25 protein-coding genes and 1 other RNA gene are annotated in these 25,559 nt (G+C 64.6%); 20 read left to right on the top strand and 6 right to left on the bottom strand.

Translation table 11 applies throughout. The features are described 5' to 3' along the window. Positions 1–153: 153 nt before the first annotated feature. Positions 154–1,161 (bottom strand): type I glyceraldehyde-3-phosphate dehydrogenase, encoded by a 1,008-nt coding sequence (gene gap, locus XH85_RS41815; RefSeq protein ID WP_128936571.1) that lies wholly within the window; start codon positions 1,159–1,161, stop codon positions 154–156. Positions 1,162–1,309: 148 nt separating this feature from the next. After that, entirely contained in the window at positions 1,310–3,325 is a 2,016-nt protein-coding gene (gene tkt, locus XH85_RS41810) for a transketolase (RefSeq protein ID WP_128936570.1), read from the bottom strand. A 299-nt stretch (positions 3,326–3,624) separates the two neighbouring features. On the opposite strand from tkt, the gene XH85_RS41805 reads away from it, so the two are divergent. The 7 genes from XH85_RS41805 (at position 3,625) to XH85_RS41775 (ending at position 8,889) form a co-directional block, all read left to right on the top strand. Next, positions 3,625–3,945 carry a DUF4164 domain-containing protein gene (locus XH85_RS41805; protein ID WP_014439722.1) on the top strand — a complete coding sequence of 107 codons (321 nt, stop codon included), beginning with the start codon at positions 3,625–3,627 and terminating at the stop codon, positions 3,943–3,945. Beyond that, complete coding sequence (locus tag XH85_RS41800; protein ID WP_091881461.1) at positions 3,942–4,325, top strand: cell division protein ZapA; 384 nt, start codon at positions 3,942–3,944, stop codon at positions 4,323–4,325. The genes XH85_RS41805 and XH85_RS41800 overlap by 4 nt, the downstream gene beginning before the upstream one ends. Before the next feature lie 270 nt (positions 4,326–4,595). After that, positions 4,596–4,756, top strand: a non-coding RNA gene (gene ssrS, locus XH85_RS41795) — 6S RNA. 171 nt (positions 4,757–4,927) lie between these two features. Continuing rightward, entirely contained in the window at positions 4,928–5,524 is a 597-nt protein-coding gene (locus tag XH85_RS41790; protein ID WP_128936569.1) for a 5-formyltetrahydrofolate cyclo-ligase, read from the top strand. Next, a complete protein-coding gene (locus tag XH85_RS41785; RefSeq protein ID WP_164939407.1) occupies positions 5,502–6,326 on the top strand; it encodes a TIGR00282 family metallophosphoesterase in 825 nt (274 codons plus the stop codon). The genes XH85_RS41790 and XH85_RS41785 overlap by 23 nt, the downstream gene beginning before the upstream one ends. A 356-nt stretch (positions 6,327–6,682) precedes the next feature. Beyond that, the gene (locus XH85_RS41780; RefSeq protein ID WP_128936568.1) at positions 6,683–8,284 is read left to right on the top strand and encodes a tetratricopeptide repeat protein; all 1,602 of its coding nucleotides are present in this window, start codon (positions 6,683–6,685) and stop codon (positions 8,282–8,284) included. A gap of 41 nt (positions 8,285–8,325) precedes the next feature. Continuing rightward, on the top strand, positions 8,326–8,889 hold the full coding sequence (locus XH85_RS41775; protein ID WP_128936567.1) for a hypothetical protein: 564 nt from the start codon (positions 8,326–8,328) through the stop codon (positions 8,887–8,889). A gap of 349 nt (positions 8,890–9,238) precedes the next feature. On the opposite strand, the gene XH85_RS41770 is transcribed toward XH85_RS41775, so the two are convergent. Both XH85_RS41770 and XH85_RS41765 read right to left on the bottom strand, forming a co-directional pair. Continuing rightward, positions 9,239–10,663, bottom strand: a complete 1,425-nt coding sequence (locus XH85_RS41770; RefSeq protein ID WP_128936566.1) for a methyl-accepting chemotaxis protein — start codon at positions 10,661–10,663, stop codon at positions 9,239–9,241. A gap of 186 nt (positions 10,664–10,849) precedes the next feature. Then, the gene (locus tag XH85_RS41765; protein WP_164939406.1) at positions 10,850–12,589 is read right to left on the bottom strand and encodes a methyl-accepting chemotaxis protein; all 1,740 of its coding nucleotides are present in this window, start codon (positions 12,587–12,589) and stop codon (positions 10,850–10,852) included. A 223-nt stretch (positions 12,590–12,812) separates the two neighbouring features. Between XH85_RS41765 and XH85_RS41760 the strand changes: the two genes are divergently transcribed. The 8 genes from XH85_RS41760 to XH85_RS41725 all read left to right on the top strand — a co-directional run bounded on the left by XH85_RS41760 (position 12,813) and on the right by XH85_RS41725 (position 18,438). Next, positions 12,813–13,559, top strand: a complete 747-nt coding sequence (locus XH85_RS41760) for a YebC/PmpR family DNA-binding transcriptional regulator (RefSeq protein ID WP_126261898.1) — start codon at positions 12,813–12,815, stop codon at positions 13,557–13,559. A 212-nt stretch (positions 13,560–13,771) separates the two neighbouring features. Continuing rightward, on the top strand, positions 13,772–14,299 hold the full coding sequence (gene ruvC, locus XH85_RS41755) for a crossover junction endodeoxyribonuclease RuvC (protein ID WP_128936564.1): 528 nt from the start codon (positions 13,772–13,774) through the stop codon (positions 14,297–14,299). Next, the gene (ruvA, locus tag XH85_RS41750; protein WP_128936563.1) at positions 14,296–14,913 is read left to right on the top strand and encodes a Holliday junction branch migration protein RuvA; all 618 of its coding nucleotides are present in this window, start codon (positions 14,296–14,298) and stop codon (positions 14,911–14,913) included. Before ruvC ends, ruvA begins: the two co-directional genes overlap by 4 nt. 20 nt (positions 14,914–14,933) lie before the next feature. Next, positions 14,934–15,968, top strand: a complete 1,035-nt coding sequence (ruvB, locus tag XH85_RS41745; RefSeq protein WP_206732769.1) for a Holliday junction branch migration DNA helicase RuvB — start codon at positions 14,934–14,936, stop codon at positions 15,966–15,968. Positions 15,969–16,068: 100 nt separating this feature from the next. Next, entirely contained in the window at positions 16,069–16,347 is a 279-nt protein-coding gene (locus XH85_RS41740) for a DUF6869 domain-containing protein (RefSeq protein WP_245473867.1), read from the top strand. A 105-nt stretch (positions 16,348–16,452) separates the two neighbouring features. Beyond that, complete coding sequence (locus XH85_RS41735; protein WP_128936561.1) at positions 16,453–17,373, top strand: metallophosphoesterase; 921 nt, start codon at positions 16,453–16,455, stop codon at positions 17,371–17,373. A 69-nt stretch (positions 17,374–17,442) separates the two neighbouring features. Then, the gene (gene ybgC / locus XH85_RS41730; RefSeq protein ID WP_164934731.1) at positions 17,443–17,892 is read left to right on the top strand and encodes a tol-pal system-associated acyl-CoA thioesterase; all 450 of its coding nucleotides are present in this window, start codon (positions 17,443–17,445) and stop codon (positions 17,890–17,892) included. A gap of 78 nt (positions 17,893–17,970) precedes the next feature. After that, the gene (locus XH85_RS41725) at positions 17,971–18,438 is read left to right on the top strand and encodes a nuclear transport factor 2 family protein (protein ID WP_128936560.1); all 468 of its coding nucleotides are present in this window, start codon (positions 17,971–17,973) and stop codon (positions 18,436–18,438) included. A 172-nt stretch (positions 18,439–18,610) separates the two neighbouring features. On the opposite strand, the gene XH85_RS41720 is transcribed toward XH85_RS41725, so the two are convergent. Together XH85_RS41720 and XH85_RS41715 are read right to left on the bottom strand one after the other, a co-directional pair. Beyond that, complete coding sequence (locus tag XH85_RS41720; protein WP_128936559.1) at positions 18,611–19,315, bottom strand: type 1 glutamine amidotransferase; 705 nt, start codon at positions 19,313–19,315, stop codon at positions 18,611–18,613. Positions 19,316–19,368: 53 nt separating this feature from the next. Next, positions 19,369–20,295 (bottom strand): LysR substrate-binding domain-containing protein, encoded by a 927-nt coding sequence (locus XH85_RS41715; protein WP_128936558.1) that lies wholly within the window; start codon positions 20,293–20,295, stop codon positions 19,369–19,371. A gap of 271 nt (positions 20,296–20,566) precedes the next feature. Here XH85_RS41715 and XH85_RS41710 point away from each other — a divergent pair, with 271 nt between their 5' ends. From XH85_RS41710 to XH85_RS41690, 5 genes are read left to right on the top strand one after another with little or no spacing between them, the layout of a single operon-like run. Next, on the top strand, positions 20,567–21,601 hold the full coding sequence (locus XH85_RS41710; RefSeq protein ID WP_128936557.1) for an ABC transporter substrate-binding protein: 1,035 nt from the start codon (positions 20,567–20,569) through the stop codon (positions 21,599–21,601). A 26-nt stretch (positions 21,602–21,627) separates the two neighbouring features. Beyond that, the gene (locus XH85_RS41705) at positions 21,628–22,668 is read left to right on the top strand and encodes an ABC transporter ATP-binding protein (RefSeq protein WP_128936556.1); all 1,041 of its coding nucleotides are present in this window, start codon (positions 21,628–21,630) and stop codon (positions 22,666–22,668) included. Then, positions 22,665–23,540, top strand: a complete 876-nt coding sequence (locus XH85_RS41700) for an ABC transporter permease (RefSeq protein ID WP_128936555.1) — start codon at positions 22,665–22,667, stop codon at positions 23,538–23,540. Before XH85_RS41705 ends, XH85_RS41700 begins: the two co-directional genes overlap by 4 nt. Then, entirely contained in the window at positions 23,537–24,343 is an 807-nt protein-coding gene (locus XH85_RS41695; RefSeq protein ID WP_128936554.1) for an ABC transporter permease, read from the top strand. The genes XH85_RS41700 and XH85_RS41695 overlap by 4 nt, the downstream gene beginning before the upstream one ends. An 8-nt stretch (positions 24,344–24,351) precedes the next feature. Beyond that, entirely contained in the window at positions 24,352–25,548 is a 1,197-nt protein-coding gene (locus XH85_RS41690) for an NAD(P)/FAD-dependent oxidoreductase (protein ID WP_245473289.1), read from the top strand. Positions 25,549–25,559: the final 11 nt, after the last annotated feature.

The following is a 25,559-nucleotide window of genomic DNA, read 5'->3' as shown; positions in this document are numbered from 1 at the left end:
GTTAGCTGGCGACGCTACGGCGCATCGCGCTCGGGTGGATCGCCTTCCTGCCTGGTCGTTATCTTGCTTCCCTGACGCACACCGTACGCGATCAACGTGATCAGCAATATGGCGCCAGGGATGCCAATCCAGGCAGGAAGAATTGCGCTCCCCTTAGATCACCTTCGCGATCGCGACGGCGGTGTCCGCCATGCGGTTCGAGAAGCCCCACTCGTTGTCGTACCAGGACATCACGCGCACCAGCGTGCCGTTCTGCACCTTGGTCTGGTCCTCGTGGAAGGTCGAGGAGTGCGGATCGTGGTTGAAGTCGATCGAGACGTTCGGCGCGCTGGTGTAGCCGAGGATGCCCTTGAGCTGCTGCTCGGAGGCGCGCTTCATCGCCGCGTTGACCTCCTTGGCGTCGGTGGCGCGCTTGGCGACGATCTTGAGGTCGACGACCGAGACGTTCGGCGTCGGCACGCGGATCGCGACGCCGTCGAGCTTGCCCTTCAGCTCGGGCAGCACGAGGCCGATCGCCTTGGCGGCGCCGGTCGAGGTCGGGATCATCGACATCGCAGCCGCACGGCCGCGGTAGAGATCCTTGTGCAGCGTGTCCAGCGTCGGCTGGTCGCCGGTATAGGCATGGATCGTGGTCATGAAGCCGGTCTCGATGCCGACGAGATCGTTCAGCACCTTGGCGACCGGCGCGAGGCAGTTGGTGGTGCAGGAGCCGTTGGAGACGACCAGATGATCCTTGGTCAGCGTGTCGTGGTTGACGCCGTAGACGATGGTTGCATCGGCGCCGTCGGCGGGCGCGGAAACCAGCACGCGCTTGGCGCCGGCGGTCAGATGCGCGGAGGCCTTGTCCTTCGATGTGAAGATGCCGGTGCATTCCAGCGCGACATCGACGCCGAGATCCTTCCACGGCAGCTTCGAGGGATCGCGCTCGGCGGTCACCTTGATCTTGCCGTTGCCGAGGCTGATCGAGTCACCATCGACGGTGACGGTGCCGGGGAAACGGCCATGGACGCTATCGAAACGGAGCAGATGGGCGTTGGTCTCGACCGGGCCGAGATCGTTGATGCCGACGACCACGATGTCCTTGCGGCCTGACTCGGCGATAGCCCGCAGCACATTGCGGCCGATGCGACCAAAACCGTTAATTGCGACGCGGACTGCCATGTTTCGTCTCCTTCAATGACCGTTGTCATCCCGCACAACGCGCTTTGCGCGCCTGCGAGGGTTTTTTAGGGGCGGGCGCCCGGTTCGGCCGGGCGGTGCGTGATCATATGAGAGATTACGTAGTCCTTTTTTGCGGCAAGCTCAACTCTCAGGAAACGCGCTTCAGCACAGCGTTAACCGTGGCCTCGGTAGTAATGCCGAAATGCTTGTAAAGCTCCTTGGCAGGACCGCTTTCGCCGAAGGAATGCATGCCGATGAATTCGCCATCCTGGCCGATCACGGCATCCCAGCCCCAACGCACGGCGGCCTCGATCGCAATCTTCACCGGTGCGTTACCGATGATTGCGGCGCGTTTCGCCTCTGGTTGCGCTAACAACAGCTCGAGCGAAGGAACAGAAACCACCCGTGACGCGATGCCGCGCTCGGCGAGCTGCTTCTGGGCGGCGACCGCGATCTCGACCTCGGAGCCCGAGGCGAACAGCGTCACCTTGGCTTCGCCTTGGGCTGCGACCAGCTCATAGGCACCAGCTGCGCAGGGATTGTCGTTCGGTGCGGTGGTACGGAGCTGCGGCAGGTTCTGGCGCGTCAGCGCCAGCACGGTCGGGCCGTCGATGCGGTTGAGCGCGAGCTCCCAGCACTCGGCGACCTCGATGGCATCGCAGGGACGGAACACGCGCATGTTGGGAATGGCGCGAAGTGCGGCGAGATGCTCGACCGGCTGATGGGTCGGCCCGTCTTCGCCGAGACCGATGGAATCGTGCGTCATCACATAGACGACGCCGGAGCCCATCAGCGCGGCAAGGCGCATCGCGGGCCGGGCGTAGTCGGTGAACACCAGGAAGGTCGCGCCGTTCGGCGCGAAGCCGCCGTGCAGGAAGATGCCGTTCATCGCAGCGGCCATGCCGTGCTCGCGGATGCCGTAATGGATGAAGCGGCCCTTCGGCGTCTTGGCCGAGAAGGCGGTCGCCGATTTCGCCTTGTTGTTGTTGGAGCCGGTGAGGTCGGCGGAGCCGGCCAGGAATTCCATCGGCATCGCGGCTGCAATCGCCTCGATCGCCGCTTCCGACGATTTGCGCGTCGCCGCCGTCAGCGGCTTCTCCAGCAGTTCCTTCTTGTGCGCGCGCAGCGCCTTCGCCAGCGAAGCCGGACGCTCATGGCGCAGGCGGCGCTCGAACTCGGCACGCTTGCGGCTGCCGAGCTCACCAAGCCGTCCTTCCCATTCCAGCCGCGCCACAGCGCCGCGGCTGCCGGCCGCGCGCCACGCCTTCAGCACGTCATCAGGCACGGAGAACGGCTCGAGCGAGATGCCGAGATTTTCCTTGGCGGCCTTGAGCTCGTCGGCCCCTAGCGCCTCGCCATGCACCTTCGACGTGCCGGCCTTGTGCGGCGCGCCGAAACCGATGGTGGTGCGGCAGGCGATCAGCGTCGGCTTGTTCGATTTCTTGGCGCGCGTGATGGCGTCGGCGATCGCGGCCTGGTTCTGGCCGTCGATCTTCTCGGCGGCCCAGCCCGCCGCTTTGAAGCGCTTCACCTGGTCGACGGAATCCGCGATCGAGGTCGGGCCGTCGATCGAGATGCCGTTGTCGTCGTAGAGCACGATCAGCTTGTTGAGCTTCCAGTGCCCGGCCATCGCGATCGCTTCCTGCGACACGCCTTCCATCAGGTCGCCGTCGGAGGCGAGCACATAGGTGTGGTGGTCGACGATCTTCTTGCCGAACTCGGCGGCGAGCATCTTCTCGGCCAGTGCCATGCCGACTGCGGTCGAGATGCCCTGGCCGAGCGGCCCGGTGGTGGTCTCGATGCCCTTGGTGCGGAAATTCTCGGGGTGGCCAGGCGTGAGTGAGTCGACCTGGCGGAACTGCTTGATCTGGTCCAGCGTCATCTCGGAATTGCCGGTCAGGTACAGCAGCGAATAGAGCAGCATCGAGCCGTGGCCGGCCGAGAGCACGAAGCGGTCGCGATCGGGCCAGGCGGGCGCGGCAGCGTCGAATTTCAGGAACTGCGTGAACAGCACCGTGGCGATGTCGGCCGCACCCATCGGCAGGCCCGGATGGCCCGATTTAGCCTTCTCGACGGCGTCCATCGAGAGCCCGCGGATCGCGTTGGCCATACGGGTGTGATCGACCTGCGTATTCGCCATACGGGTGGCATCGAACTGCATCATGATGAAAATCCGTCTGAAATGAGGTGCTTGATGGCCGTGCACGCCGCGCGGGGTCGAGCCTAGCGGCCACGGGAGCTGGGGCTGGATAGCATCTCGGTTTCGGGAGTCCAAGGTAATCAAACGCCGGTTTGGCCGCAAAAACTGCTTATCGGTGCATAGTTTCGCGGCGACGTTGCGCTGGGCTAGCTTGCCACGTAAATTTCTGCTTCTAACCGCTTGCCGAACCGAGTCTTTTGCCGGACGGCGAGCCCCAGGAATAAGGCCACTGGGGAAAGGCCATAGGTTCCGCCGCTGACTGCATGAACGATCGCGTGTCCAACAGCTCTGCCATGACGGAGTCATCCGCCGTCGAGATCGAGATCGCGACCCGCAGGCTCACGGCTGCGCTCGACGCGCTCGAAAGCGCGGTGGAGCGGCGGCGCGATGCCGATCGCGACGAGAACGAGCTCGCGGCGCGGATTCAGGCGCTCGGCGCCGACCGCTCGCGCCTTGCCGACGAACTCGACGGTGCACTGGTGAAGGCGCGTAAGCTCGAGCGCACCAATCGCGAGATCTCCGACCGGCTGGATTCCGCAATCGTCACGATACGTTCGGTGCTCGATACCGGAGAGGACGGATGAGCCACATCAACGTCACCATCAACGGCCGGCAATACCGCATGGCCTGCGAAGAGGGCCAGGAGGTGCGGCTGCTCAAGCTCGCTGAAAGCCTGGAGACGCGCATCCAGTCGCTGCGCGGAAAATTCGGCGAGATCGGCGATGCACGCCTCACCGTGATGGCGGCGCTGACCGTGTGCGACGAGCTGGTCGACATCGGCAACCGCGTCCGTACCCTGGAGCAGGAGTTGACCGAGCTCAGGGATTTCCGCAACGCCGCCGTCGAGCGCGCCCGGATGACGCAGACCGCCGTGGTAAACGCGCTGAACGCCGCCGCCGAACGCATCGAGAAGTCGACCCAGATCCTGAACCGGACCGTCGGCAACGGCATCGCGATCGGGTAGGGGCTGCCAAAGACTTGATCGATTGATGTGCACGATGGTGCCGCGGACTCGACCTCTCCCGCTTGCGGGAGAGGTCGGTGCGAAAGCGCCGGGTGAGGGCTCTCTCCTCTAGGGGATTGTCCCGTTGCGGAAACACCCTCTCCCCAGCCCTCCCCCGCAGGCGGGGGAGGGAGCGCACCTCCGCCGTGACTCGCGGGGCGCCTCATTACGCCGAAGCTCGGCATTCTCGCCGGGCTGGCGATTCGTCAGTATCGCTGTTAGATTGCGCGAGCGAGGCTGCGACGTGCGTCAGGAGCCATATATCCCCGGGGCCTTATCGATCCTTTAGGGAACTGTCCCTGGCCGGGCCCGTGGGCCCGGACATATGGTGCCCACCTACTTTCGTAGGGAACTCCGGGATCGAGTGCTTCAACGGCGTACGCGGCTTCGCACTATTTGCTTCTGGTTCGTGTCTGTCGAAACTACTGCGGCCAGTTCAGTAGGTGTCATGCCCCGCGAAGGCGGGGCATCCAGTACGCCGCGGCGTTCGAGTGTGAGCATCACCGCCTCTGGAATACTGGATCACCCGCATTCGCGGGTGATGACGTGGGGGACCAAAGCGCATGTCCAACTCCAAAGCCGAACTCCGTGCCAAAGCGCTGGCGGCGCGCGACGCGCTGAGCGAGAAGAAGCGCACCACCGCCGCTGCAAAGCTCGCCAAGCGCGGGCTGCCGTTCAAGCTCCTGCCCGGCAGCGTCGTCTCCGGCTATTCGCCGATCCGCAGCGAGATCGATCCGCTACCGCTGATGAGAAAGCTCGCCGAGGAAGGCGCAAAGCTGGCGCTGCCTTGCGTCACCGCGCGCGGCCAGTCGCTGATCTTCCGTCTGTTTCATCCGAACGATCGCCTGATGCTCGGCCCGCTCGGTATTCCCGAGCCGTCGCCGGCAGCAAGCGAAGTCATCCCCGACATCATGCTGACGCCGCTCGCCGCCTTCGACCGTCTCGGCCACCGCATCGGCTATGGTGCTGGGCATTACGATTTCACCTTCGCGCATTTGCGCAAAACCAAGCATATCGTCGGGATCGGGCTTGCCTTCGCAGCGCAGGAGATCGAGGCGGTTCCGGCACTATCGCACGACGTCGCGCTGGATTATGTGCTAACGGAATCGGACGTGTTCGAATTCCGGAGTTCTGAAGTTGCGCATTCTCTTCGTGGGTGACGTCGTCGGCCGCGCCGGACGCACGGCGATTGCGGACCATCTGCCTGGCATGGTCAAGGACTGGTCGCTCGATTTGGTCGTCGTCAACGGCGAGAATGCCGCCGGCGGCTTCGGCATCACGGAAGCGATCTATCAGGAGTTTCTTGACGCCGGCGCCGATGCGGTGACGCTCGGCAATCACTCCTGGGACCAACGTGAAGCCTTGGTTTTCATCGAGCGCGCCGAGCGCCTGGTGCGGCCGGCGAACTATCCGCGCGGCACACCGGGCCGCGGCGCCGCGCTGATCGAGACCAAGAACGGCAAGCATGCGCTCGTCGTCAACGCTTTGGGGCGCGTCTTCATGACCCCGTTCGACGATCCCTTCGCGGCGCTCGAGCGCGAACTCGGCGCCTGTCCGCTCGGTGTTGCGGCCGATGCCATCGTCGTCGACTTCCATTGCGAGGCGTCCAGCGAGAAGCAGGGCATCGGCTTCTTCTGCGACGGCCGCGCCAGCCTCGTCGTCGGCACACACACCCACGTGCCCACCGCCGACCACCAGATCCTGTCAGGCGGCACCGCCTACATGACCGATGCCGGCATGACCGGCGATTACGATTCCATCATCGGCATGCAGAAGGAAGAGCCGCTGCGCAGATTCACCTCGGGGATTCCTTCAGGGCGCTTCGAGCCGGCCGCGGGGACGGCGACGCTGAGCGCCGTCGCCGTGGAGACGGATGACACGACGGGCCTCGCATTGCGGATCGCGCCGGTGCGCGTCGGCGGCCGGCTCGAGCCGACCACACCGAAGTTCTGGTTGAGTTAGGCGCGTACTCATAAACTTGCGCTACACTTCGTATGAGGTCTGCGTGCCTCCGCAGTGACCAGGCTCAGCGCGTGGATCGTCGAGGAGCGTCTGCCAATATTCCGGCGGCAGATCGGCGTCGGTGAAATGGCGGCTGCGCTTCGCTATCCGCCTTACGATTTCGCTCACGCGCGGATGGAGCCTGACAGGCGTGCTTCCCTAATGCAATTTGTCCGCTCCTGTTGACTCGCATCGCGAATGGGCAAATCCTTCCAACAACGCAATTGCCATCGCCAATTTCAGCATTACGAACTTCGGCGCCCCGGACTTTATCGGCGCCATCCGACTCAATTTTCTGAATAGAAACGGAGGGGCCGATGCGCGCGCTCGCCTTGAGAACCGTCTCTCTTCTTACCCTCGCTATCCTGGGCTCGATCTCTGCCACGCCTGCCGCACGCGCGGAGGACGGGACCGACGAGCAGTTTGGCAAGGTTCACTTCCAGACCTCCTGCAACGAATTGGCGCAGCGCCGCTTTGACCGCGGGATGCGCTATCAGCACTCGTTCTGGTACCGGCCCGCGAAAGAGATTTTCGAGGAGACGTTGCAGGCCGATCCGGAATGCGCGATCGCCTATTGGGGCATTGCCCTGAGCCTGCTGTATAATCCGCATTTTCCCGCGCCGAAGGAAAACCTCACCGAGGGCCTTGCCGCGCTGCAGAAGGCCAAGGCACTCGGCGCCAAGAGCGAACGTGAACGCGACTATATCGGTGCGCTGCTGGCCTTCTATTCGGGCGACGAAAAGACGACGTTTGGCCAGCGCGCGCAGGCCTATCTCAAGGCAACCGAAGCCGTCGCCGCGCGCTATCCCGATGATGACGAGGCGCAGATCGCCTACGCCATTACGCTGAATGTCACGGCCTCACCAAACGACAAGACCTATGCTAACCAGCTCAAGGGCGCTGCAATCCTGGAGCCGATCTTCAAGCGGCAGCCGCGCCACCCCGGCGTCGCGCATTACCTGATCCACCTCTACGATTATCCGGCGATCGCCGAGCAAGGTCTCGACGCTGCCAAGCGCTATTCCGAGATCGCGCCGGCGGCGCCGCATGCTTTGCATATGCCGTCGCACATCTTCACGCGCGTCGGCTACTGGAACGAATCCATCGAGGCCAATAGCCGTTCCGCCAAGGCTGCCAAGGAGGGCAAGGACCCCAGCGAGCAGCTGCATGCCGACGACTATATGGTCTACGCCCTGCTCCAGCTTGCGCAGGACAGCCGAGCTCGCGACGTCATCGCGGACATGGTTGCGACCACGGGTTATGCGCCGGCCGTCCGCGCCGGTCCCTACGCGATAGCGGCCAGCCAGGCGCGCTATATGGTCGAGCGCGGCGATTGGCAGGGCGCCGCCGCGCTGAAGGTTGAGCCGAGCCGGTTTGCCTATGTCGATGCGATCACCTATTTCGCCCGCGCCCTTGGCGCTGCGCGCTCCGGCAATGCAGACGCAGCAACGGCGGACATCGCCAAGCTGGCGGAGCTGCGGGACAAGCTGCAGCAGGACAAGGACGCGTATTGGGCCGAGATCGTCGACATTCAGCGGCAGGTCGCCACAGCCTGGCAGCTCAATGCCCAGGGAAAACAGGCGGACGCGTTGGAAGCGATGCGCCTTGCCGCCGATGCCGAAGACAAGACCGAAAAATCCATCGTGACGCCGGGACCGCTTGCTCCGGCACGCGAGCTTTACGGGACCATGCTGCTCGAGCGCGGCATGGCGACGGAGGCATTGGCCGCCTTTGAAAGCACCATGCGCAAGGAGCCGAACCGCTTTGGCGCGACGATCGGCGCCGCTCACGCCGCCGAGAAAGCGGGTGATGCCGTGAAGGCACGTCAGTACTACGCGAAAATCGTCGACATGGCGCGCAATGGCGACTCCTCGCGGGAGGACCTCGCGGCCGCACGAAAGTTCATGGCTCAGAATTAGCGAAATGGCTGAGAATTAACAAAAGTGCTGTGGCAGCTTCCATGGGCCTGACAGGCAAAATCGTTGCGATCGGCGCAGCCGCCGCACTGCTCTGCGCAGTCGCTGCGGTCTGGACATTGCGATCCGGCGAACCGGCACGCGCTACAGCGGCACTCGGCGAGGTCCGCCCGGTGTGGTCGGAAACCGACTGGCCTTTCGGCTCAGATCCCTGGGGGAAAGGAAAGGCATTCCGCTGCAAAGCCGAGGATTGCGGCGGCGAGGTCCAGCTCTACGTTCGCGCCAAGCTCGGGTTTTGCAATTGCGCGACCGGCGTCGCCGACGATGACGACCTCGATAAAATGGGCGACCTGGCGCTGATTGGCAAGGCAACGCCGATCGGTGCCGGTCGAGAGATCATCGTCGGTCCGATGCGCGGCCGCAGCCGGCCCTATCGCGTCGAGGGAAATCGCAACGCGCTCTCGCTCGCCTTCAATCAACGCTGCGACATGGTGGCCGCCACGGCTTTGGTTGGACCGCGCGCGCCCGCGTCACTGGAACCGGCGGTGCTGGCGTTCCTCAATAGCGACCGCATGTTGAAATGGGCCGAGATCGCGCTTGGCTTGTAACTCAGAGCAATTCGGCTTCCGTCTGACTGCAGGATCTTCTCCGCTTGGCCTGCACAACGTTAGCATTAAGGTCATGTGCGAGCGTGTGAGGGCTCTCCGCGAGATGAATGGGGTCGCAGCCGGCTACGCGGCCTACTCCCACGAGGCAGCAAAAGGCGCAGATGCGCGATTTCGGAATAATCGCATTATGCCCCTGTTTTGCCCGACGCGTCAACCGCGTCGCCGCTTCTTCCGGCCTGCTCGCGTAAGCCTTTGATTTCGCACGCCCCGGCTACTGTGCATAGGGTTGTTTTTCAGTTTTTGATTTGAGGGCGCCGGAGCGCCGTCGCGCAAGGCGCCTCGCGGGCCGTCAGCTCTGGCGAAATCCCATCCGGAAGGCGCCCCAGTGCTTGCCGCGGACCATGATCGGCGAGGACAGATCCTTCATCAGCACGAACTGCCCGCCGCCCATGTCGCGGCGGTAGGTCTGGAGCAGGAACGGCTTGGTGTTGGCCGCGACCTTCTTCACCGCGCGATCCGTGAACAGGCGGCGATTGCGGCAATTGGCGTTATTCCAGACCGGGTCCTTGCCCTGCGGCAGACGGTAGTTCGGATTATGGGTCGGCAGATAGCCGCCCTTGGCCCAGGCGACGCAGAACACGATGCGGGGATCGGATTTCTGAATCGGGTCCTGGATCGCGGGCAGCACGCGATCGGTGAACTCGACGTATTTGGTGAGGTATTGTTTCGGATCGGTGCCGGGAATTTCGCGGTACGTCTCATCCATGAGCTGGTCGAGCGTGATATCGCCGCGATCGATCGCCGCTTCGAACTCGGCGGAGATTCGCTTGGCAGTCTCGACGACGACGCGGATCAGCGGCGCGTCCGACGTCTCCACGCCGCTGTCGGCGATCAGCGCGATCAGGCCCTCGGAGGTGTCGAGCAGCTTTGCGACCCGCTCGTCGGCGTTCTTGAGATCGCGCGAGGACAGATCGACGCCCTTGGCGAGTTCGTTGAGCTCGCTGATGACGGTGTCGCAATGTCCGAGGTTGGAGGTCGCCGCGCGTGTGACGCTGTCGATCTCCGCTTCCACGGAGGCAAAGCCCTGCTGGACGCGTGAGATGATGCCGGAGATCTGTTGGGCACCTTCGCCTGCGGTCTTGGCGCGCTGCGAGGCGTCGCTGCTCTCGCCGATCAGGCCTTCGATCTGGCCGTCGAGATCGCGCACAGTGTCGGAGATCTGATGCGTGGCCTGGCGGGTGGCTTCCGCGAGGTTCTTCACTTCGCTCGCGACCACGGCGAAGCCGCGGCCGGCATTGCCGGCGCGCGCCGCTTCGATCGTGGCATTCAGCGCGAGCAGATTGGTCTGTTTCGCGATCGCCTCGATCGAGCCTGATACCTTTGCCACCTGCGCCAGCGCCGAGCCGACGGCGCTCAAGCGCGCTTCGATGCGCTCCACCGCGGCGACGAGCTCGGAAATGTGGCTGACCGCGGTGTCGACTGCGCTGCGCGACTGCGCGATCTCGCCGACCGCCGCGGACGTCGTCGTCTGCACCGCCTGCGATGCATTGGCGATGTCGTGATTGGCCGAGACCATCGTCTCGGCCGTCTTCTGGAGGTGGTGGAACCGTTCCGACTGGTTCGCGACGCGGTTTGCGACTTCCTGGACGTTGCCGGCGATGTCGGCGAGCTCCACGCCGAGGCCGCCGATGCGATCGGCGAGCTGGTCGATCAGCCGTTCGGCCAGCGTCCGGTTGGAGCCGGTGTCCATGACTGCAACTTGTGCGACGGACATGTTCGATGAATCCTCCAGTCAGAGCCGTTCGCCGGCTCGCGGCGGCATTCCCATTCCAATGATGACTTAAGGGATGATTCGCCGCCGCCGTCTTGCCTGAGCGTGCACGAGGGGCAATTCGCCTTAATTCTTTGGTTGGAGCATGGTCTTGTAGAAAGACCGCTGCACAACTTTTCCGATTATGCTCTAGAGCTTGTAAGCGGTGCGGAATCCGCCCCAGTGCCGGCCCTGCACGCGGATCGGGACGTCGATCTCCCGCATCATGACCGTGTTCCCGTTGCCCATGTCGCGCGCATAGCTTTGGACCAGGTACGAGCGCAGGTTGCGTGCCGCGGCCAATCCGGCCGGATCGTTGAATATCCGCCGGTTGCGGCTGTTGGCCATGTTCCAGGCGACATCGCCCGGCCGCTGCGGATGCGAATAGATCTTGTTGTGTACCGGCAGGAAGCCGTTGCGGTCGACCATGGCGCAGAACGCCATGCGCGGCTCCTTCGCCAGAAAGGCTTCCTGGAACGGAGGCAGCGCCCGGTCGGCCCAGTCGAGATACTTCGTGCGATATTGCTGCGGATTGGTGCCGGCAATTTCCACATAATCGGTGTCGAAGAGGTCGTCGATCCTGACCTCGCCGCGCGCGACCGCCTGCTCGAATATCCTGGTCAGCGTGTTGCCGGCTTCCATGGCGCGGGTGACGAACTCCGTGTTCTCCTCATGGATCGACCACAGCCTGTCTTCGATCTCCTCGCGGAGCTCGGCATTGGGATTGACGAATTGCGCGCGGGCGCCGGCCTTGGATTGCTCGACCACGCGCAGGCGGCAGGCTCCGACGTGTTCGAGGATGCCTTCGATCAGCGCTTGCGGCGCAAGCCGGCCTGCGTCTGCGCCGCCGATCAGCACGCCGTCCATCGCGATTTCATAGACCGGCATCACGCCGCGCGCGGTCTCGAACTTGAGATGGCAGGGCAAGCGCTCGGTCTTGCGGCGGTCGTCGTGCTCGCTCTGGCGGAGCAGCACGGCGCATCGCGATTTCAGTTTCTGCGCGAAGGTGGTGACGGCGCGGCCGGCGCTGGCGACATTCTCGCCATGGGTCTCGGCCGCCTTGGTCGCGGCATCGATCTCGGCCGCGCTCTCGCCGACCGAGACGATGAATTCCGACGCGCTTGTCGCATTGCCGGAGACTTCGCTGGTGGTGGCGTTCTGCTCGGCGACCGCGCCATTGACGGTCGCGAACACCGGGCGGATCGCCTCGATCGCCTGCGAGATGCGATGCACCGCATCCGCGGAGCCGGCGGCGTCGCGCTGGAGCGCGTCGATCTTCCGGGTGATCTCTTCGGTCGCGCTCTGGGTCTGCACCGCGAGGGCCTTGACCTCGGTGGCGACGACCGCGAAGCCTTTTCCCGCAGCGCCGGCACGAGCGGCCTCGATGGTCGAGTTGAGCGCGAGCAGCGTCGTCTGCCGCGCGATCTGCGCGATCAGATTGACGACATTGCCGATGGCGGCGGAGGATTCGCGCAAGCGGTCGACGTTGGCGCGGGCTTCCTGCGCCGCGGCGCTGGCCTCGTCGGCGAGCTTGCCGGCCTCGCGGACCTGCGCCCCGATTCCCAGCGCGGACTGCGTGAACTTGTCGGCGGCATGGGCGAAGGTGGAGGCGGTCGATTGCGCCGCGTTGGTGCGGCCGGTCAGGGCGTCGGTGCGGTCGCGAATGGCGGCAAGGGTTGCGGCGGTCGCCTCGGCGCCCCCGGCCACCGAATTGGCGGCGCGCTCGAGCTGGCGGATCATGGCGCCCAGCTCGAGTTCCAGCAATTCCAGGATCTCCCTGGCGGAATCGCCGTCCGTGGCGGGGACGGGCTCGAAATTGGCCACCGGCTGCGGAGCTGCCGCGGGCGCAGCCATCTCCGGCAGACGCTTCCGAAATAGTCCGAACGCCATCACGTCTCTCTTGTCGGGGAACGGGCGGACGCTATTTTCGCAGGCCGAAATGAAATCAGGGTTAACAATGCCCGACCTCTAGGCACGGACCATTACGGTGGCTACCTCTACAGTGCTACCTTAAAGTACCAGAGCCCTTTGATTCCGGTGGGTTGGCGGCCTATAAGGCCGCGCTTCCCACCCCATCGGCGAACGATTCCAAAGACCATTCAAGAGACCACGCATGGCCGGACATTCCCAATTCAAGAACATCATGCACCGCAAGGGGCGGCAGGATGCCCAGAAGTCGAAGCTGTTCGGCAAGCTGGCGCGGGAAATCACCGTCGCGGCCAAGCTCGGCACCCCTGACCCCGCCATGAACCCGCGCCTGCGCGCCGCCGTGATCGCCGCGCGCCAGGAGAACATGCCGAAGGACAATATCGAGCGCGCCATCAAGAAGGCGCTCGGCAGCGACGGCGAGAACTATGACGAAATCCGCTACGAGGGCTACGGCCCCGGTGGCGTCGCCGTCATCGTCGAGGCGCTGACCGACAACCGCAACCGCGCCGCTTCCGACATCCGCTCCTTCTTCACCAAGTCCGGCGGCAATCTCGGCGAAACCGGCTCGGTCTCGTTCATGTTCGACCGCACCGGAATCATCGAGTACGACCGCAGCGTCGCCTCCGACGACGCCGTGCTGGACGCCGCGATCGAGGCCGGCGCCGACGACGTCGTTTCCGGCGAGGGCGGCCACGAGATCTATGCCTCGACCGAAGGCTATCGCGACGTCGCCAAGGCGCTGGAAGCCAAGTTCGGCGAGCCGCGCAAGGCCGCGCTGATCTGGAAGCCGCAGAACACGGTTGCGGTCGACGACGAGACCGGCGAGAAGCTGCTCAAGTTGATGGACCTGCTGAACGAGCACGACGACGTCCAGAACGTCTACGCCAATTTCGAGGTGTCGGACGCGCTGATGGCGAAGATGGGTGGGTAGGGCACTCTCGTGTCCCGGACGCGCTGCAGCGTGAAACGCTGCTGCGCAGAGCCGGGACCCATCATTCTCTAGGCATCGATGGCTAAATGGGCCCCGGTTCAGCGCCGCATCGCTTTGCGCTGCGTCGCGCCCGGGGCACCAGACCGGCTTTCCCCTGTTACTTCCGTTCTGTTTCTGTTTCGCTTCCAGCGGCCAGCCGCTATCACTGGCGCATGACTGCGCTCCCGATTCGTAGCCCCGTTCGCATCATCGGCATCGACCCCGGCCTGCGCCGCACCGGCTGGGGCGTGATCGAGGCTGAAGGCAATCGTCTGATCTACGTCGCCTGCGGTTCGGTGGAACCGCCGGACGATTTGCCGCTGTCGAGCCGGCTGCTCGCGATTCATGAGGGGCTCGCTTCCGTTCTGTCCGATCACAAGCCGATGGAGGCCGCGGTCGAGCAGACTTTTGTGAATAAGGACGGCGTCGCGACGCTAAAGCTCGGCCAGGCCCGCGGCGTTGCCATGTTGGCGCCGGCGATGTTCGGCATCAGTGTCGCCGAATATGCGCCGAACCAGGTCAAGAAGACGGTGGTCGGCGCCGGTCACGCCGACAAGCAACAGATCGCGATGATGCTGAAGATATTGCTGCCGAAAGCCGAACCGCCGTCCGCGGACGCCGCCGACGCGCTCGCCATCGCCATCACCCACGCCCATCACCGCCAGAGCACGGCGCTCAGGCTGAAGGTGGTGGGGATATGATCGGCAAGCTCAAGGGCCTGATCGATTCCTACGGCGAGGATTTCGTCATCCTCGACGTCGGCGGCGTGGGCTATCAGGTGCACTGCTCGTCGCGCACGCTGCAGCATCTGCCGTCGCCGGGCGAAGCGGCCGTGCTGTCGATCGAGACCTATGTCCGCGAGGACCAGATCAAACTGTTCGGCTTCCGCACCGACCAGGAGCGCGAATGGTTTCGCCTGCTTCAGACCGTGCAGGGCGTCGGCGCCAAGGTCGCGCTGGCCGTGCTCGGCACGCTGGTGCCAGCCGACCTCGCCAATGCCATTGCGCTGCGCGACAAGGCCGCCGTATCCCGCACGCCGGGCGTTGGCCCCAAGGTCGCCGAGCGCATCGTCACCGAGTTGAAGGACAAGGCGCCGGCTTTCGCCAATGTCGATCCTGCCGTGGTGCATCTCGCCGGCGCCGTCGACGACCAGCGCGCGCCGCGGCCCGTGGCGGATGCGATCTCGGCGCTGGTCAATCTCGGCTACGGTCAGCCGCAGGCGGCTGCGGCCATTGCGTCCGCGTCGCGCAGTGCCGGTGAAGGCGCTGAGACGGCGCAGCTCATTCGCCTCGGCCTGAAGGAACTCGCGAAGTGAGCGACCCCAAGGCCAACCGCATGGTCTCGCCCGAGCGCCGCAGCGACGATGTCGGCGACACCGCGCTGCGGCCGCAGTCGCTGTCCGACTTCGTCGGCCAGCAGCAGGCGCGCAAGAATCTCTCGATCTTCATCGAAGCGGCGCGCAAGCGCGGCGAGGCGCTGGATCACGTGCTGTTCGTCGGGCCGCCCGGCCTCGGCAAGACCACGCTGGCGCAGATCGTGGCCAAGGAGCTCGGCGTCGGCTTTCGCGCCACATCGGGCCCTGTCATCGCCAAGGCCGGCGATCTCGCCGCGCTGCTGACCAATCTCGAAGAGCGCGACGTGCTCTTCATCGACGAGATTCATCGTCTGAGCCCTGCGGTGGAGGAAGTGCTCTATCCCGCGATGGAGGACTTTCAGCTCGACCTCATCATCGGCGAAGGGCCGGCCGCGCGCTCGGTGAAGATCGAGCTGTCGAAATTCACCCTGGTTGGCGCTACCACGCGCGCGGGCCTGCTCACGAATCCGCTGCGCGACCGCTTCGGCATTCCGGTCCGGCTCAATTTCTACACCATTGAAGAACTCGAGAGCATCGTCAGCCGCGGCGCGCGTGTGCTCAATGTCGGCATGAGCGCAGACGGCGCCAACGAGATCGCGCGCCGCGCCCGCGGCACACCGCGCATCGCGGGCCGTCTGCTCCGCCGGGTGCGCGATTTCGCTTCGGCCGCCGATGCCGACAAGATCGACCGCAAGATCGCCGACCACGCACTCAGCGCGCTCGAAGTCGACGCCGCGGGCCTCGATGCCATGGACCGCCGCTATCTTACGACCATCGCGCTCAACTATGGCGGCGGACCGGTCGGCGTCGAGACCATGGCCGCCGCACTGTCCGAGCCGCGCGATGCGATCGAGGACATCATCGAGCCCTATCTGATCCAATGCGGCTATCTCCAGCGCACCCCGCGCGGCCGACTGCTCACCTCGCACGCCTTCCGCCATCTCGGTCTCGCCGAGCCCTCGCGCGATGCGGCCCAGTTCGGCTTGTTCGGCACCGACCAGGCCGAGGACGACTGACTGCCTGAGACGGTGAACCCCACCGGTTCAATCCCATCACTAATCCGAACGCGCGGCGAACGGCATCGCCGCTCACGCACACGGATTGGAGTGGGAAGCAATGGGGCCGACGAACGACACCGGATTGCTCGAGCCGCGCCGCGATCGGGTCGACCGCATCCTGGAGATCCTGAAGATCGAAGCCAATCCGGTGCTGCTATCCCTGCTGGCCGCGGGTCCCCTCGAAGACGTGATCAGCGCCGGGACGATCGACCGCATCGAGCGTGAGGCGCGTGTCAATGAACGTTTTCGCGATCTGCTCGGCGGCGTCTGGTACTACCGCGCGCCCGACGATGTGAGGACGCGGCTGGATGCGCTGATTGGCGAGAGCCGCTGGTAATTTCTGTGCAGGCGTCTGCACCAGGATGCAGACGGTCTGCACGAACGCACCCCAATTCCGCTTCAATCGGGTTGCATCGAGAAGCAGCATCACCATCGAGCGTCCATGATCACTCGCCGTCATCTGATCCGTTCCATTGGCGCCCTGTCCGCCTTCGGCGCCTCGACTGCGGCCTATGGTGTCGGCGTCGAGCCGATGCTGCGGCTTCGCGTTACCCGCTATCATCCGATGCCGCGGCAGTGGCCGGCGGATCTTCCGCTGAAGATCGCTGTCATCGCCGACATCCATGCCTGCGATCCCTGGATGCCGCTGGACCGGATCGAGGCCGTCGTCGACCGCACCAATGCGCTGAAGGCTGATATCATCGTGCTGCTCGGCGACTATGTCGCCGGCCTGCACCAGGTCACGCGTATCATCCCGTCGAGCGAATGGGCCAGAGTGCTGGCCGGCCTCAAGGCGCCGCTCGGCGTCCACGCCGTCATGGGCAACCACGATTATTGGGACGACAAGACCGTGCAGCGGGCCGGACTTGGCCCGACCATCGCGCATCGCGCACTGGAAGCCGCCGGCATCCCCGTCTACGAGAACGATGTCGTGCGCCTCACCAAGGACGGCCGACCGTTCTGGCTCGCCGGTCTCGGCGATCAGCTCGCCTTCCTGCCGGCGCGACGCTTCCGCAGCATGGTGCACTTCGGTGCCGACGATCTCAACGCGACGCTCGCCAAGGTCACGGACGATGCGCCCATCATCCTGCTCGCGCATGAACCCAACATCGCGCCGCGTGTGCCCGCGCGCGTCGCGCTGCAACTGTCCGGCCACACCCATGGCGGCCAGGTCCGCCTGCTCGGTTGGTCGCCGGCGGTTCCGCCGCAGCATGGCATCCGGCTCGCCTATGGCCATGTCCGGCTGAAATGTGACGTCATCATCTCCGGCGGCCTCGGTTGCAGCATCATGCCGCTCCGCGTCGGCGTGCCGCCTGAGATCGTCGAGGTGACGCTGGGGCGAACCGCACCGGTTGTGTCCTAGCCACGCTTGCGCGACCGCCTGTTTTTGCGCAAAACGGGCGGGTTACAGAGAAGCGAAGAGGCTCGCGACGTGACAGCTCATCTCGACGGCGAGATCCGCGACGGCCGCCACCACATGCAGGTCCGTGTCTATTACGAGGACACGGATTTCTCGGGCATCGTCTATCACGCCAATTATCTGCGCTACATGGAGCGCGGCCGCACCAATCACCTGCGGCTGATGGGCGCCGAGCAGCAGGCGCTGTTCGAGCAGGTGGAGACGGAAGGCGCCGGCTTCGCCTTCGTGGTGCGCTCGATGCATCTGGACTTTTTGAAGCCCGCGCGGATGGACGACGTGCTCGACGTCGTAACCTGGCCGATCGCGGTCAAGGGCGCCTCGATCATGCTGGGGCAGGAGGTGAGGCGTGGTGAGGACGTGCTGGTGAAAGCGGAGGTGCGCGTCGCCTTCATCAGCGGCGGCCGCGCGCAACCGATTCCGAAATCGATCCGGACCTTGATGAAGGCCGATCTGATTTCGTGATCGCCTGATTTGTAATGGCCTATCGACTTTGCCAATCGCAGCGATAGATTGCGGCCCCAACCAACCGATGAGGCCATCATGTCGCGCCCGCCGCTTCCGCCTTTCACGAGAGAAACTGCCGCGCAAAAAGCTCGCATGGCCGAGGACGCCTGGAATTCGCGCGATCCGGCGCGCGTCGCGCTCGCCTACACCGAGGACAGCCACTGGCGCAATCGCTCGGAGGTTTTTCAGGGCCGCGAGGCCATCGTCGCCTTCCTCACCCGCAAATGGGAGAAGGAGCAGGACTACCGCCTGATCAAGGACCTCTGGGCCTTCGACGGCAATCGCATCGCGGTGCGCTTCCAGTACGAATGGCACGATGCAAACGGCCAGTGGTATCGCTCCTACGGCAACGAGCAGTGGGAGTTCGACGAGCACGGCCTGATGAAACGCCGCGAGGCGTCGATCAACGACATCGCGATCGCGGAGAAGGACCGCCGCTTTCACTGGGCCGCGCCGGGGCCGCGGCCGGCCGATGTGCCGGGGCTTGGAAGCGATCCGTTCTGAGGTGCTTTCTCTCCCTCTCCCCGTTCTTACGGGGAGAGGGTTGGGGTGAGGGGCTGCTTCAGCAAATTCGATGGCAGACGGACTCGCGGAGAATCCCCCTCACCCGGATTGCTCAGGCGCGCAATTGCGCGCCAAAGAAATCCACCTCTCCCCGCAAGCGGGGCGAGGTGAATCACCGCCGCGCCAAGAACCTCGTAATCGCGCCGCCGAGCGTCGCGTTGTCCATCGGCTGCGCCAGCGACTCCCTCGCCGTGGCGACGACATCATCCGGTGCCTTGCCGTCGCGTAGATCGCAGCAGACTTGCGCGAATTCCACGTCGAATTCCGGATGCGGTTGTACGGTCAGCGTGGTGCCGTTGGCGTAGAGCAAGCCGGCATGCGGGGTGAATTCCGACGAGAGGATCGTCAGCGCATCGTTCGGCGGTTCGATCACCTGGTCCTGGTGCGAGGCGGCGATCGCGACCGCCTCGCCGTCGACCACGCCGTTCTCCGGCAGCACCTGATAGACGTGACGGCCGATGCCCCAGCCCTTCTCCGACTTGCGCACGGTGCCGCCGAGCGCCTGCGCGATCAGCTGATGGCCGAAGCAGACGCCGACCATCGGCGTCTTGTTGGCATAAGCCGTGCGCACGAAATCTTCCAGCGGTGCGATCCAGTCGAGCCCGTCATAGACCCCGACCGCCGCGCCGGTGATCAGCACGGCCTCCAAGCCGCGCGGATCGGGCAGCGCATCACCATTCGGAATGCTGACGATGTCGACTGTCGCCGTCGGGTCCTCGGCGCGGATCATGCGCTCGAACATGTCCGGAAACGAGCCGTGGCGCTCGCGATGCTTTTGAGGAACGAGCCCGGTCTCGATGATGGTGATGCGTGCCATGTGCTGCCCTGCGGAGACAGGGAAGATACAGCAGGACCTGCACGACGTCCAAGTCAGCCGGGCGCAAAACCGTTTGCGGACTGGTCTTCGAGCTCGGTGAGCGCCTTGCGCATGGTCTCGACCAGATCCAATGCCACCGGCGAGGGGCTGCGCTGCGCCGGGAAGACGGCCGAGAACTCAAAGTCGATGCGCGGCAGGAAGCGGCGTACGACGACGCCGCGCGTGGCAAATTCCTGCGCGGTGAAGGGATCGCAGATCGACACCCCAAGTCCCGATGACACCATGCCGCACATGATCTCCGACAGCGTGGTCTCGACGCGGAGCACGCGGCGGACATCGTGGCGGTGGAAGGCCTGGTCGACGAGGTGCCGGCTCGACGATCCCGCCGACAGCGAGATGAACGTCTCGCCCTCGAAATCGCGCGGCTGCAGCACTTCTTTCTCCGCCAAATGGTGCCCGGTCGGCAGCACCGCGACACGCGCCAGCGCGGGCAGTCGCAGGCTTGGCAGGCCGGAATGCGCGATCGGCACCTCGGCAAAGCCGATGTCGCACTGGTTGTTCAGCACCCAGTCGACCACGATCGGCGAGATCACGCCGAAGAAAGCGAGGTTGAGGTTGGGCCGCTCCTTCAAAAAGTGTCCGGCGAGCCGCGGCAAATAGCCGTTTGCCAATGCCGGCAGCGCGGCGATGCGCAGCGAGCCGGTGCGGCGACCGCGGATTTCTTCGGCGGCCGCGGTGATGCGTTCGAGACCGACGAACGAGCGCTCGACTTCCGTGTAAAGCGCCATCGCCGCCGCGGTCGGCACGAGGCCGGTGCCGCGTCGTTCGAACAGCTCCATCTTCAACAGCGCCTGGAAGTCGCGCAGCAAGCGGCTGACGGCGGGCTGCGTCACCACCATCAGCTTCGCTGCCTCGGTGACGCTGCCGGTCAGCATCGTCGCGCGGAAGGCCTCCACCTGCCGCGAATTGATCCGCGCCATCTCGCAATCCATTCATAACATTTTTGCATGCAGAGGGTGCCATTATTCATTGGACGATGGAAGTATACGTCTGCGATCTTTTTCATCAGAGCTGGAGCCAGCCCGCTTTTTCGGCAGATTGGAGGGGTTCAAACCTCCAAATCGCGCCAAAACCCGCCGAGCAGGGGCCGGAGCCCTGATTGGAGAGGATTGCGCGGAAGGAAATGCGGAAGGCGCTTCGGCCGGAGACTTGTCGGCACGTCACCTCATTCCGGTATGGAGATCGGTCCACATGAAGACTTCTCGCCTTCTGACTTCGCTCAGCATCGTGGCGCTCATGGCCGCCTCGTCGGCCGCCTTGGCCCAGCAAAAGACGCTCTACGTCGCCGGCTACGGCGGCTCGTTCGAGAAGACGATCCGCGACGAGGTGATCCCGACTTTCGAGAAGGAAAACGGCGTCAAGGTCGAATACGTCGCCGGTAATTCCACCGACACGCTGGCAAAGCTCCAGGCGCAGAAGGGCAATCAGCAGATCGATGTCGCCATCGTCGACGACGGCCCGATGTACCAGGCGATCCAGCTCGGCTTCTGCGGCAAGCTCGAGGGATTGCCGGCCGATCTCTACGACACTGCGCGTTTCAAGGATGACCGTGCGGTCGCGATCGGCATCGTCGCCACCGGCCTGATGTACAACACCAAAGTGTTCAAGGAGAAAGGCTGGGCGCCGCCGACTTCCTGGAACGACCTGAAGGACACGAAATACGCAAAGCAGCTCGTCATCCCGCCGATCAACAACACCTATGGCCTCGAAGCGCTGGTGATGCTGTCGAAGATGAACGGCGGCGGTGAGACCAACGTCGATTCCGGCTTCAAGATCTTCAAGGAGCAGATCAATCCGAACGTGCTCGCCTATGAGCCGTCGCCCGGCAAGATGACCGAGCTGTTCCAGTCCGGCCAGGCCGTGATCGCGGTGTGGGGCACCGGCCGGGTGCAGAGCTTTGCCAACACCGGCTTCCCCGTCGACTTCGTCTATCCGAAGGAAGGTGCCGCGACGCTGCTGACGACGGCCTGTCCGATCAACAAGCCCAACGCTTCGCCGCTGGCCGCGAGCTTCGTCAAGATGCTGCTCGATCCCAAGATCCAGCTCGTGATGCTGAAGGACTACGGCTACGGCCCGGTGCTGAAATCGCTGGTGATCCCGCCCGAGCTCGGCAAGATGGCGCCGATCGGCGAGCGCGCGGCCAAGCTCTATAATCCGGACTGGACCGTCATCAACGAGAAGCGCGAGGAATGGACCAAGCGCTGGAACCGCGAGGTCGAGCGCTGATCTGATCGTCGCAGCGGAGACAGCGCATGGCCTATCTCGAGCTCGATCGAGTCGCCAAACGATTCGGCACGCAGACTGTGGTCGATGACTTCAGTCTGTCGGTGGGGAAGGGGGAGTTCATCTCCTTCCTTGGCCCGTCCGGCTGCGGCAAGACCACGACGTTGCAGATGATCGCGGGCTTCCTTGATCCCACGCGCGGCGCGATCCGCCTGGAGGACAAGGATCTGACCGCGATTCATCCGGCCAAGCGTGGGCTCGGCATCGTGTTTCAGAGCTACGCGCTGTTTCCGCACATGACCGCGGCGGAAAACGTCGCATTTGGTCTGGAGATGCGCAACGTGCCGCGCGCTGAGCGAGCCGAGCGCGTCCGTGCCGCGCTCGCGATGGTCGGCCTTGCCGGTTACGAGGACCGTCACCCGCGCCGGATGTCCGGAGGCCAGCAGCAGCGCGTAGCGCTGGCCCGTGCGCTGGTGATCAAGCCGAGCGTGCTGTTGCTCGACGAACCGCTGTCCAATCTCGACGCAAAGCTGCGCGAGGAGATGCAGATCGAGCTGCGCCAGATCCAGCGCACCATCGGCACCACCACGATCCTGGTCACTCACGATCAGAATGAGGCGATGTCGCTGTCCGACCGCATCGTGGTGATGAGCCAGGGCCGCATCGAGCAGATCGGCACGCCGCAGGAGACCTATGAGAAGCCGGCCTCGGCCTTCGTCTCGCAGTTCCTCGGCAAGACCAACGACTTTGCGGCGACGATCGATCGGACCGTCACACCGGCGCGGCTGACAGCGGGCTCCTGGAGTGCGCCGGCACCGGCCGGCCTGAATGGCCCGGTGACCATCAGCATCCGCCCCGAGCGCATCGGTTTTGGCGGTGCCGGCCTCAGCGCAAAAATCGTCACCCGCATCTTCCAGGGTAACCACTGGCTGTTCCAGTGCGACAGCGAATGCGGCCCGGCGATTGTGATCCGCCAGAATGATGGCAACGCCCAGCCAACCGAAGGCGAGGCCGTTCATCTCGCCTGGCGGCTGGAGGACGTGAGCGTGCGCGCGAGGGCTGTCGCATGAGCGCGGTCGCAGAGGAACGCAGCGCGCGTGCGCCATGGGCGCTGACGGCGCCTGCGCTGATGCTGTTCGTCGGCGTGCTGCTGATCCCGCTGGCGATGACCGTGATGCTGTCGTTCCACGATTGGGGCCAATACAAAGGCATCGAGCCGGTCTTCATCCTGAAGAACTGGCACGAGATCGCGACCGATCCCTATTACGCAGAAATGTTCTGGCGGACGTTTCGGATCGCTATTCTGACCACGCTGCTCACCGCCGTGCTCGGCGCACCCGAAGCCTACATCCTCAACCGCATGAGCGGCCGCTGGAAGAGCCTTTTCCTGCTGATCATCCTCGGCCCGCTGCTGATCTCCGTGGTGGCGCGTACGCTCGGCTGGGCGCTGCTGTTCGGCGGCAATAATGGGCTCGTCAACAAGCTCTTGATGTCGCTCGGGATGATTCGCTCCCCCATTCCCTTCATGTTCACCGAAACCGGCATGGTGATCGCGCTCGCGCATGTGATGATGCCGTTCATGGTGCTGTCAGTGTGGGCGGCGCTGCAGCGGCTCGATCCGCAGATCGAGAATGCCGCAATGTCGCTCGGCGCGACACCTGCGACCATCATCCGCCGCATCATCATGCCCCAGATCATGCCGGGCGTGCTCTCGGGCGCGATCATCGTGTTCTCGCTATCGGCCAGCGCCTTTGCGACGCCGGCGATCATCGGCGGCCGTCGGCTCAAGGTTGCTGCGACGCTCGCCTATGACGAATTCCTCAACACGCTGAACTGGCCACTCGGTGCTGCGGTCGCGACGCTCCTTCTCGTGGCGCTGGTGCTGATCGTGGTCGGCAGCAACGGGCTGGTCGAGCGCCGCTATGCGGAGGTGTTCCGATGAGACGGAACGGCCCGCTCGCGCTGATCTTCCACACGATCTTCGTCATCGTCATGGTGGCGCCGATCCTGGTCGTCTGCCTCGTCGCGTTTACACCCGAGGGCTTCCTGTCGTTGCCGACCAACGGTTTTTCGCTGCGCTGGTTCAGGACGATCGCGAACTACCCCGAATTCATCCACGCCTTCTGGGTCAGCCTCGGCCTCGGGGCGCTGTCGTCCTTGGTGGCGCTGCTGTTCGCGGTGCCCGCGGCGCTTGCGATCGCGCGCTACCGCTTCCGTGGCCGCGATGCGCTGGCGGCGCTGTTCCTGTCGCCGCTGATGATTCCGCATGTTGTGCTCGGCATCGCCTTCCTGCGCTTCTTCACCTCCGCCGGTCTGGGCGGCAGTTTCGCGGCGTTGATCATCGCGCATGTCGTCATCGTGTTTCCGTTCGCGTTGCGGCTGACTCTCGCGGCCGCAACCGGCATGGATCTTTCGGTTGAGATGGCGGCGGTCTCGCTCGGCGCGGGCGGCTGGACGCTGTTCCGCCGTGTGACGTTGCCGCTGATCCTGCCCGGCGTCATCAGCGGCTGGGCACTCGCCTTCATCCAGTCCTTCGACGATCTCACCATGACCGTCTTCCTTGCGGCACCCGGCACCGAGACGTTGCCGGTGCGCATGTTCCTTTATATCCAGGACAACATCGATCCGCTGGTGACGTCGGTCTCGGCCTGCGTGATCGCGATCACCATGACCGCCCTCATTCTGCTCGACCGCTTCTACGGGCTCGACCGCGTGCTCGCCGGCAAGGGCGATACGGGACGATAGGAGAATCTATGTCTAAAGCGTTTTCGAGCGAAGTGGACGCCGGTTCGCGTAAAGAAAACGCGTCAAAACAAAAGTCTGAATACGACGTCGCCGTCGTCGGCGGCGGCTTGCTCGGCTCCGCCATTGCCTGGGGCCTCGGCCGGCTCGGCAAGCGCGTAGCCGTGCTCGACGAAGGCGACATCACCAAGCGCGCCTCGCGCGCGAATTTTGCGCTGGTCTGGGTGCAGAGCAAGGGGCTCGGCATGCCCGCCTATACGGTGTGGACCGTGCAGGCGTCGCAGGCGTGGGGCCGGCTGGCGTCGGAGCTGAAGCAGCAGACCGGGCTCGACGTCTCGCTTCAGCAGAACGGCGGCTTCCACCTCACGCTCGGCGAGGACGAATTCGGCCAGCGCGCCGAGCTGGTCAAGCGCATGCACAACCAGGTCGGCGCGGCCGACTACAAGATGGAGATGCTCTCCGCGTCGGAGGTGAAGAAGTCGCTGCCGCTGATCGGCCCGGAAGTGTCCGGCGGTAGCTATTGCCCGCTCGACGGCCACGTCAATTCGCTGCGCACGTTCCGCGCCTTCCACACCGGCTTCATTGCGTTCGGCATCGATTATTTTCCGGAGCGTCCGGTCTCGGCGATCAGCAAGAGCGGCGGCGAATTCCGTCTGACCACGCCGAAGGGCGAGCTGCGCGCCGCCAAAATCGTGCTTGCCGCCGGCAATGCCAACCAGACGCTGGCGCCGATGGTCGGACTCTACGCGCCGATGGGCCCGACCCGCGGTCAGATCGTGGTGACCGAGCGCACGATGCCGTTCCTGCCGCATCCGCTGACCACGATCCGCCAGACCGACGAGGGCACGGTGATGATCGGCGACAGCAAGGAGGACGAGCTCGACGACCGCACGCTGAAACATTCGATCAGCGCCGTGATGACCGATCGTGCCCAGCGCATGTTCCCGCATCTGTCGCGGCTCAATGTCGTCAGAAGCTGGGCCGGCATCCGCGTCATGCCGCAGGACGGCTTTCCGATCTACGACCAGTCGGAGACGCATCCCGGCGCCTTCGTCGCCTGCTGTCATTCCGGCGTGACGCTCGCCTCCAACCACGCCTTCGAGATCGCGCGCATGGTGGCGCAGGGCGCGCTCGAGCCCAAGCTGGTCGGCGCGTTCTCGGCCAGTCGGTTTGGCGGTGCCGGCGCTGCGAACAACAGCGGCTATTAGAGATCCAAGGA

The organism is Bradyrhizobium zhanjiangense (genome assembly GCF_004114935.1).
In the GTDB taxonomy this organism is placed as follows: domain Bacteria; phylum Pseudomonadota; class Alphaproteobacteria; order Rhizobiales; family Xanthobacteraceae; genus Bradyrhizobium; species Bradyrhizobium zhanjiangense.
Note: the sequence above shows the minus strand (reverse complement) of the source record. Positions and strands in the feature narration are given on the sequence as shown.